The sequence below is a fragment of the Nocardia sp. NPDC058640 genome (genome assembly GCF_042716995.1).
Classification (GTDB): Bacteria; Actinomycetota; Actinomycetes; order Mycobacteriales; family Mycobacteriaceae; genus Nocardia.
The window spans coordinates 1-9,118 of sequence record NZ_JBHXRG010000029.1 but is presented as its reverse complement, the minus strand read 5'-3'; the positions used below and the strand labels follow the sequence as shown (position 1 = coordinate 9,118).

Sequence of the window (9,118 nt, the reverse complement as noted above, 5' to 3'; positions counted from 1 at the left end):
CATCGACGCTATGGCGGGAGGCCATCGGCCCGTAACGGGGCGGACCCCCGCATCTGGGCGGGGATGTTTATTAGGGGATCGGTTGGGAATAGGGGATCGGCCCGACGATCCCCCATGAACCGGTAACAGCAGCCCTTCAGCAACCGACAATGGGGATAGCTCGCTCGATGGTGTCCGTAGCTCCCGCATCCGCAGAGGTTTCGATATGACAGACCGTCTCGCGCTCGGCGTCACCGTCGGTGCATCGCGTTCAGTGGCCGTCGCGACGGCTGCCGACGGCGGTGAGCCGGTGGCTGTGATCCAGCGGCCCACCGCAGTAGAGGTAGCAACGACCGCAGGTCCCGCGGTGGTGGTGGAGGGGTTCTTGTCGCGGGTGGGCGACCCGGTGCGCATGCTCGCCGAAGACGGTTCCAGCCATGTGGCGGCCGACCTGGTAGCGGCGGCAACGACCCGGTTGATGGCCGATATCGCCGCGCTCACCGATGCCGACGCGACGGTGGTGTCGTGCCATCCCGGCTGGTGGCCCGAGGTCAGGGTGCAGGCGGTGCGCGCGGCGCTGGACAACGCGGGCGCGGGTGCGGTGGTGCTGGTTCCCGAGCCGCTGGCGGTGGTGCGCCGCTATGAGATCGAGCGCGGTCTGCTCGACGAGGGCGCGATTGTCGTCTACGACCTCGGCGACAGCGGCCTCACCGTCTCGGTCGTGCGGACGGGTGAAAAGTCGGGTTTGCTCGGCGTTCCGACGCACAGCGCCGACATCGCGGGCTCGGAATTCGATTTGCTGACAATGCGCTACGTGCTGGGTCACGCGCTCGGTGACAACGAGATCGACCCCTTCGATCCGGCCGTCGAGACCGAACTGGCGGCGCTGCGCGACCGCTGCCGCACCGCCAAGGAGGCGCTGTCGTTGGACACGGCGACGGTGGTGTCGGTGGGCGAACTCGCCGCCGACGGCCGGGTGCGGATCGTGCGCAACGAGCTCGAGGACCTGCTCCGTCAAGACCTGCAGGATTCGCTGGGTTTGATCCGGGACGCCGTGCAGCGTGCCGGGGTGGATCTGCGCGATGTGTCCGCGGTCCTGCTGACCGGGGGTGGCGGCGCGATTCCGCTGGTCGCGGAGCTGGTGTCGTCGGAATTCGGGCTGCCGGTGGTGGCGTGTGAGGATCCCGCGACGGCCAGTGCCGCGGGTGCGGCGGAGTTGGCGGCGGATCTGCTGGCGGCGGAAAGCGACGGGGCGTCACCGTGGACGGTGAACGCGATGGACGCCGACCTCGCCGAGCCGAAGTCCGGTGCCGTGAGCCCGGCGAACTTCACGAAATCCGCCGCGGCGACCACCCTGGGAACCGGATTCGCGGCGACCGAAGCCGACGCCGATCCGGGCTCCACGGATGCGGCGCGCACGCAGGACCCGACCGACACCGCGGGCAAGCACGCCGAAGTCGAGTCCACCTCGGAGCTGCCAACAGGCAGACACGCAGCAAGCACAGAACTGGCAACGTCGAATTCCGAGCTGGCCACGGCCGAACCCTTCGGCGACGGCCCGACTCTGTCCCTGGCCGACATCGACGACGAGGACCCCAAGCCCGCACTCGCGACCAAGAAGCGCCTGGCCGTAGTCGCGGCCACCGTCGCCGTGTTCGGCGCCCTGACCGCGGGAACCCTCGCGGTCGCTCCCCAATTCGCGACCCCGAGCACCCCGGAAACCACCACCGACGCCCCGGCCGCGAACACCAACTCCCCGGTCTCGGTCGCGACCACCCCCACTTTCGACGCCAACGGCAAGCCGATCATCGGCACTCCCGCCCTCGACGCGACCGGCAAACCCATCCCCGGCGCCCCCACCCTGGACGCCTCAGGCAAACCGCTGCCCGGCACCACCGTCGACGCGACCGGAAAACCAGTGCTCGGCACTCCCACCGTCGACGCCACCGGCCAACCGATCGCCGTCGTCCCGGGCACCCAGAACCCGACTCAAGGGGCCGCGGCGCCCGAAGCAGGCCAGGCTCCCCAGCAGCAGCAACAGTCGGTCGGCTCAGCACCGGCCCAGGGCGGCCAAACCCAACAGCAGCAACAACAAGCGCCCGCCCCCCAGCAACAGCCCGCACCGCAACAACAACAACCGGCCCCGCAACAACAACCGGCTCCGCAACAGCCCGCCCCCCAACAACCGGCCCCACAACCGCAACCCCAGCCCCAGCCCCAACCGCAATTCCAACCCCCCGCCGTCCCCAACGTCGCCGAGGTCCCCGGCAGAGTCCTCAACGGCACCGGCGAAGTAGTGGAAGGCACCGTCGGCGGAGTAACCCAGCTCCCCGGTGGACTGCTCGGAGGACTCAATTGAGCTCCATCGCGCTCGACACCATGCCCAATGCCCGCGAAGTCCTCCGATCGGTGGACGCAGCCCCCGACAAACCCGTAGTCCTGTTGCTGACCGGCCGCTCCGGCACCGGAAAATCGATCCTGCTCGAGGCAGTCCGGCAACGCCTGCGCGGCAAAGGCCTAGCAGTGATCGCGTCGTCCCCTACCGCCGCCGACAACGGCGCGATCGTGGTGACCGACGACCTGCACACCATGCCGATCGATCAACTCGACGCGTTGCGCGCCGAGGTCGAGTCGGGCACAAGATCGTTCATCTGCGCCATGCAACCGCGCCCGCACCACGCGGCCCTGCGAGCCCTGTGCGAGGCCGTCAACAGGCACGGTCGCACGGTGGAATTGCGTGCTCTGGGTTGCGGCGACATCGGTTCGTTCGCCCGCGAACTCGGCGTGACGGTCCCGCGCCCGCTGATCACCCACATTCACACGCAGACCGCGGGCGTTCACGGCGGCGTCGTGGCGGCCCTGCTCGCTGCCGGTACGGCTCGTCTGGATGCCGGTTTCGCCGCCGTCGACGAGGCCATGGTCGCCTGGACCAGGTCCCAACTCGCCGGCGTCGACCCGGCCCTGCTCGACACCCTCGTCGTGGCCGCCACCGGCACCGGCCTGGACGCGGGCGAGCTGTCGGACGTTCTCGGTGTGGATCTGTCCGCCGCCCACGATCTGCTGGCGCGGGCCAGAGCCTGCGCCTTGGTCACCGACGCCGACCTGTTGCTGAGCGCCGCAGTGCCCCAACTGCGCACCGTGTTGGGCGACCGACGTTTCGTCGCGGTCCAGAAACGCCTGCTCGACACCCGCCTCGAGGCGGGCCTGCTGCGCGACCACACCGCCCTGCTCCTAGCCGAGTCCGGTGTCCGCGACGATCATCTGGCCGAATTCCTGTGCCGCGCAGCCGAACACAACCACGCCGAGGCCGCCCGCTACTACGCCGCCGCGGTCACCGCGGGCACCGACCCACACGACATCGCCCTGGCCTGGGCCGAAGCCGCCGCCCGCGCAGGCGACGACGACACCGCCCTGCGCCTGGCCGAACCCCTGCTGGAAAGCACCGACGCCGACCTGTCCGCCGCCGTGCGCATCTGCGCCAGCGTGCTCACCCGCCGCGGCCTGGTAACCCGAGCCGCCGCTCTCTATCGCTGGCTCGGCGCCCACCGCGTCGGCGCCGACTGGGCCATCGCCGCGACCGTTTTGGTCCTGGCCGGTGACGGTGCCGCGGCCGCCGACATGTCCGCCGACGCCGAACACTGGCCGCCCACCCAGGCCGCGGCCGGTTCGCGCCTGACCGCGCACGCCCTGCTCGCCTCGCTGGACCCGCACGGCGCGGGCACCGCGGGCGCCATCTCTGAACTGGTCCAGGCCGCCCACACCGGCAACCGCGACGGCGGCGTGACCACCCCGTGCAGCGCCGTCACTGCGGCCGCGCTGCTCAGTCTGAGCGCGGGCGAACCACGTCGAGCCGGTGACGCCATCCGCGCCGCCGCGGGAGCCGGCCTGCAACTGCCCGTCCTGTCCGCCTTGACCGCCTTGCGCATCGGCGACGAATGCCTGGCCACCGAGACCATGGCCCACATCGACATCGCCACCCTCGCCCCCCGCGACCGGCTGCTGGCCCACGCCCTCACCGTCGGCCTGGCCCGCCGCAGTGGCGACGCCCAAGCCCTGCACAACGCCTGGACCGCGGCTTTCCCTCTTTTCGACGAGGTCGATGTCGACCTGCTGAGCCTGGTCCCGGTCGGCGAACTCTGGCTGGCCGGTATCCAGTTGCGCGACGAGGGCCGCATCCAACCCATGGTCGAAGCCGCGATGGCGTTGATCCGCCGACTCGGCCGCGCCCCCGCTTGGACCAACGCGTTCCACTGGTACGGCGTGCAGGCGGCCATCGCCAAGTCCTCCCCGCAGAACCTGCTCCCGCACGCGCACGCGCTGAAGAACGCGGCCGCCGACGGTGATCCGCACGCCGCCGTGCTGGCCGACGCTGGCCGCACCTGGCTGCTGGTGCTGCGCGGTCAGGTCGATCTCGCCGCCGTCCAATCAGCGGTTCTGGCCTTGGCAGCGCAGGGCCACACCTTCGACAGCGCCCGTCTGGCCGGTGATACCGCCCGCATGGTCGACGACCCCGCCGCCGCCAACGCCCTGCTGAAATTGGCCCGTTCGGTGCGCATCCCCGCGCGCCCCGATCAGGCGCGGACCAGCACCGATGACCCCCAGATCGGCCCGCAGCAGGTGATCGAACCGCGTGCGCTGTCCGACCGCGAACGCGAGGTCGCCGAGCTGGTGCTGCTGGGTCTGACCTATCGGGAGATCGGCGCACGGCTGTACATTTCGGCGAAAACCGTGGAGCATCACGTCGCGCGAATCCGACGTCGAATAGGCGCGCGCTCACGTTCGGAATTACTGTCTATGTTGCGCGCGATGGGACACGGTTCACTGCTGGTGTGACTCGCGCCCACGATGTCGACGCCGAAGTGAGGTAGAGCGGATGGCCACTGGGGTCGGCCTGCGGATCGCCGATGACGAGTGCATTGCCGCGGTGGTCACCGAGGACGGCACGGTGCAGGTCATCGCGCGGTCCTCGATTTTGCACATGTCCGATGACGGTGATGCCGCGTTGGGTGGTCCCGCGCCGTCCGGGCACGCGCATTCGATCGCCGGTTTCGTCCGCGCGATCGGTGATCCGGCCGGGGTGGATGTCGACGGCGGTGAGGCTTACCGCGCGGAGGACTTGCTGGCCACGGCGATGTTCTGTCTGATCGATCTGACCACCGAGCATCTCAGCGGCCCGGCCGAGTTCTACGCCACGCATCCCGCGGGGTGGTCCACCGAGGTCGTGCGGGGCGTGCGTGAGGCGTTGGACTATCTGGGTTTGAAGTCGGTGGCCCTGCTGGGTGAGGACGAGCTGCCCCAGCCCGTCGACGGCGCCGATCCGGGTAAGACGTTCGCCAATGCCGCTGCCGAGGCCGCGCTGGTCGCGGTGTTGGCGACCCCGGCGGGCACGACGCCGCCCGACCCGATCGTCACCGAGAACGCCACGGTGTCCACCGATGTGATGCCCGCGCTGCCGTCGCCCGCGGTGGGCGCGCAGGCGTATTCGGCCGCGCTGCCGGTGTCGATGCCGACCAAGGGGATGTCGCCGATCGCGGCGGCCCCGATCATTCCGGTGACCGCTCCCGCCGAGAAGCCCGTGCGCAGCAAGACGCCCTTCCTGATCGCCGCCGCCGCGCTGATCGGCCTGCTGTTGGGCGGTGTCGCGGTAGCGGTGATGGCGCGTGGTCCCGAGACCCCCACGCCGCCAGCCATTTCCGACGCCAGCCCGGAAACCGTGACCACTCCCGAGCAGCTGCCGCCCCCGCCGCCGGTCTCCGAGACGACGACTCCGGCCCCCGCGATCGTCCCCGAGCCCGAACCGGAGCCCGAGCCGACGACCACCACCACCGAGGCACCGACGACGACTGCACCACCCACCACGACCGCGCCCCCGACCACCACCACCGGCCCGCGCCACCCCTTCCGCAGCAACCCGCCGGGCGTGCTGCCCCCGCCGCTGACCATCCCGGGCTACCGCTGAATTCCGCTGGCGCACGGTAACCGCGCCAGCTCGGCGAGCGTGCCCTAGAGTGATGCGCTGACCGACATGATCGCCGCCGGCGGTGTTCTCGGTCACTGGTTGTGAACGAAGGGATTTCATGCGCAAGTTGGTGGCGCGTCGCGCCGCGGTCAAGGCAGCCTCCGCCGGGTTCGCCGCGACTGTTCTACTCGCACCCCTGCTCGGATCCGGTATCGCGTCAGCGGAACCCGCTGTGCCCGTTCAGCTTTCAGCAGATGCGTTACCGGGTGAATTGGTGACCGCGCTGTCACGTGACCTGGGGATGTCGCCCGCGCAGTACCTCGATCGTGCCGCGCGCGCTCAGCAGCTGCGCGAGTACGCCACCGATTTCCGGGCGAACAACCCCGACACCTACGCCGGTGCGTGGCTCACGCCCGAGGGCAAGGCCGTGGTCGCCACCACCGATGCCGAGGCGGGCAAGATCGTCGCCGCGGCCGGTTACCAGCCGCACCTGGCGCCGATCTCGGCCGGTGGTCTGGAAGGCGCGCTGCTGCAACTGAGTCAGTGGATCGCGAGCCTGCCGCCCGCGATCTCCGCGCCGATCAGCTCGATCGCCATCGACGCGCTCAACAGCCAGCTGGTGCTCAATGTCGCCAACACCGGCACCGGCCACATGCTGAACCTGCCGACCCTGATCGCCACCATCAAGGTGGTGTTGCAGCCCGGCGGCGGCGGTCCGGTGGTCTACAAGCCGATGGGCGGCGACACCTACATCACCGCGAAGAAGGACCTGCACGACGCGTCGCTGGTGGGCGTGGACGTGTGCTCGTTCGGTTTCAACAGCACCGACGCCGCGGGCAACGCGCTCAATATCTCGGCGGGCCACTGCAATCCGAACATCGAGGCTGGCGGCGCGGCGGCGGTGTATGTGCCCAACGTGCGCGACATCCCCAACAGCCCCGAGGTCGGTTCGTTCACCCATGCCGTGCTCGGTGGTCCCGCCTCGCTGGACTACTCGGTGATCAAGCTCAACGAGCGCGCGGTGAACGCGGGCATGGACCAGCCTCGCGTGCGCGGCGCCAACGGCACCACGGTGGCCCTGACCGGTACCGCGGAGCCCGTCACGGGCGCACCGGTGTGCAAGACCGGCCAGTCGTCCACGTTCACGTGTGGTTTCGTGTCCGCCGACCACGTGGAGACCCAGCTGTTCACCGAAACCGGTGTCAGCAAGACCATCCGCGGTTTCGCCAGCACCGCCTGCACGCTGGGCGGTGACAGCGGCGGCGCGATCATCTCCGGCACGCTGGCCCTTGGCATCACCAGCGGCTCGAACGCCTCGGGCGCGCCCAACTGCGACGAGGCCAATACTCAGCTGGCCCCGTACGGCGGTACGGCGTCGCTGGGCGTGCCGATTCGGCCGATTCTGGCCGACATCGAGGCGACGTCGGGTGGCGGCGTCGGCGCCGGAATCATGGTGCGCACCAAGCCCAACGCGGGCTGAGCGGGGAACAATCACCGCCCGGACCGGGTGAGCGAAATCTCTTACCCGGTCCGAGTAGGCATAAGTCCCCGAAGCCCATATAGTTCGACCCATGCTCCTGCCACGTATGGGTCGTACCCCGTCCGCGCGAAGCTCGAGAAGAGCTCGGAAATCCCTGATCGCCGCTTCGGCGGCGTTTCTGCTGTTCGGCCCCACGATGGCGGTTGCCGATGCGCAGCCCGCGCCCGCTGACCTGCCCGCCCAGCTCATCGCCGCGGTCACCCGCGACCTGAAGATCTCCCCCGACGAGTACCTGCGTCGCGCCGATGTCGCGCAGCAGGTGGCCGCGTTCTCCACCACCGCGCAGCGTCAGTTCCCGCAGGTCTTCGCCGGTTCCTGGCTCAACGATCAGGGCAACGCCGTGGTCGCGCTGTCGCAGGGTCCCGGCGCCGATCAGGCCCGTGACGCCGCGCAGTCGGCCGGTTTCGAGGTCCGCAACGTGGCCAAGAGCGAGTCCACCCTGCGCGGGGAGAAGACCGCGTTCGAGAACTGGCTCGCCGCCGCCCCGCCGGAGATCTCCGCGCTGGTGCGTGGCGTGGTCGTGGACACCGTGAACAACTCGATCGCCGTGCGCGTGCAGCAGGCCGGTCTGCCGCTGCCCAGCTTCATCGACCCGTCGCGTGTGATCGTGACCGCCCCGCCGGTGGCAGGCGAGCGCATCGACCTGGCCGCCACCCCCGTGGCCGGTGACGGCAACGGCGCGCTGGCAGGCGGCGACGGTTACGCCTCGGTGATCGGCCGCAGCTCGCTGCGTTGCTCGCTGGGCTTCAACGGCACCGACCGCGCGGGCAACGTCGTGAACATCTCGGCGGGCCACTGCAACCCCGACATCGAGTCCGCCGGCACCGGCAGCGCCGCCGCGGTCTACGAGATGAACGGCGACAAGGCAGGCGCGCAGCTGGGCACCTTCCAGAAGTCCGTGCTCGGTGAGCAGGACTACTCGATCATCCGCGTGAACGACAACGCCCGCGCCCGCTTCGAGAACAACCTGGTCCGCATCCCCGGCCAGGCCCCCATCCCCGTAGACGGTGTCGCCACCCCCGTGGTCGGTGCCCCCGTCTGCAAGTCCGGCGCCCGCACCGGCTTCAGCTGCGGCGTGATCAACGGCGTCGACCAGACCGTCCAGGTAGGCGACCGCCAACTCACCCAAAGCTTCTCGGCCAACATCTGCGCCCTCCCCGGCGACTCCGGCGGCGCCATCGTCACCGGCCGCCTGGCCCTTGGCATCTCCAGCGCCAGCTCGGTAGCAGATTTCCCCATCTGCGAAATCCCGAACATCATCGGCGCCATCACCGGCGACACCCCCCAACTGTTCGCCCAACCCCTGAGCGTCGTCCTCTCGGACAACCCAGGCCTGTCGGTCCGCACCAGCTGATCCGCCTCTCCGCGTACTCAGCGTGCCGTCCGGGAGCGCGACGGTGACCTCTCGGTCTCGCGTCACGACATCCGCGGCAAAGAGGTGGCTGGGAAGTTACCCATGTCCTCACGAAATCAGCAGTAGGCATTAGAGCAGCCACAAAGGCCGGTAGCGATTGCGCTACCGGCCTTTTGGCGTCCAGGCCACCTTCCCCCCACCCCCTCCACCCCAATCCCCCCATAACCGCATAACCCTCCCCCCACCAGCGACCAATAGGGAGCAGCGGCCACGCAGTGGCCGTAGC

Annotated in this window: 5 protein-coding genes; all 5 read left to right on the top strand. The window is 69.8% G+C overall.

What is annotated here, in order from left to right; all coding sequences use genetic code 11:
* Positions 1-205 precede the first annotated feature (205 nt).
* The 5 genes from ACFWU5_RS23830 to ACFWU5_RS23810 all read left to right on the top strand — a co-directional run bounded on the left by ACFWU5_RS23830 (position 206) and on the right by ACFWU5_RS23810 (position 8,832).
* On the top strand, positions 206-2,338 hold the full coding sequence (locus tag ACFWU5_RS23830) for an Hsp70 family protein (RefSeq protein WP_379268945.1): 2,133 nt from the start codon (positions 206-208) through the stop codon (positions 2,336-2,338).
* Positions 2,335-4,812, top strand: a complete 2,478-nt coding sequence (locus ACFWU5_RS23825; protein WP_379268943.1) for a LuxR C-terminal-related transcriptional regulator — start codon at positions 2,335-2,337, stop codon at positions 4,810-4,812. Before ACFWU5_RS23830 ends, ACFWU5_RS23825 begins: the two co-directional genes overlap by 4 nt.
* Before the next feature lie 40 nt (positions 4,813-4,852).
* Complete coding sequence (locus ACFWU5_RS23820; RefSeq protein ID WP_379268941.1) at positions 4,853-5,938, top strand: hypothetical protein; 1,086 nt, start codon at positions 4,853-4,855, stop codon at positions 5,936-5,938.
* A gap of 118 nt (positions 5,939-6,056) precedes the next feature.
* The gene (locus ACFWU5_RS23815) at positions 6,057-7,418 is read left to right on the top strand and encodes a S1 family peptidase (protein ID WP_379268939.1); all 1,362 of its coding nucleotides are present in this window, start codon (positions 6,057-6,059) and stop codon (positions 7,416-7,418) included.
* Positions 7,419-7,509: 91 nt separating this feature from the next.
* Complete coding sequence (locus ACFWU5_RS23810) at positions 7,510-8,832, top strand: S1 family peptidase (RefSeq protein ID WP_379268937.1); 1,323 nt, start codon at positions 7,510-7,512, stop codon at positions 8,830-8,832.
* Positions 8,833-9,118 lie beyond the last annotated feature (286 nt).

What these genes read in the sequence shown, in the direction of transcription:
- ACFWU5_RS23830 (WP_379268945.1), top strand. Translation starts at nt 206, where the DNA reads ATGACAGACCGTCTCGCGCTCGGCGTCACCGTCGGTGCATCGCGTTCA.
- ACFWU5_RS23820 (WP_379268941.1), top strand. Translation starts at nt 4,853, where the DNA reads ATGGCCACTGGGGTCGGCCTGCGGATCGCCGATGACGAGTGCATTGCC.
- ACFWU5_RS23815 (WP_379268939.1), top strand. Translation starts at nt 6,057, where the DNA reads ATGCGCAAGTTGGTGGCGCGTCGCGCCGCGGTCAAGGCAGCCTCCGCC.
- ACFWU5_RS23810 (WP_379268937.1), top strand. Translation starts at nt 7,510, where the DNA reads ATGCTCCTGCCACGTATGGGTCGTACCCCGTCCGCGCGAAGCTCGAGA.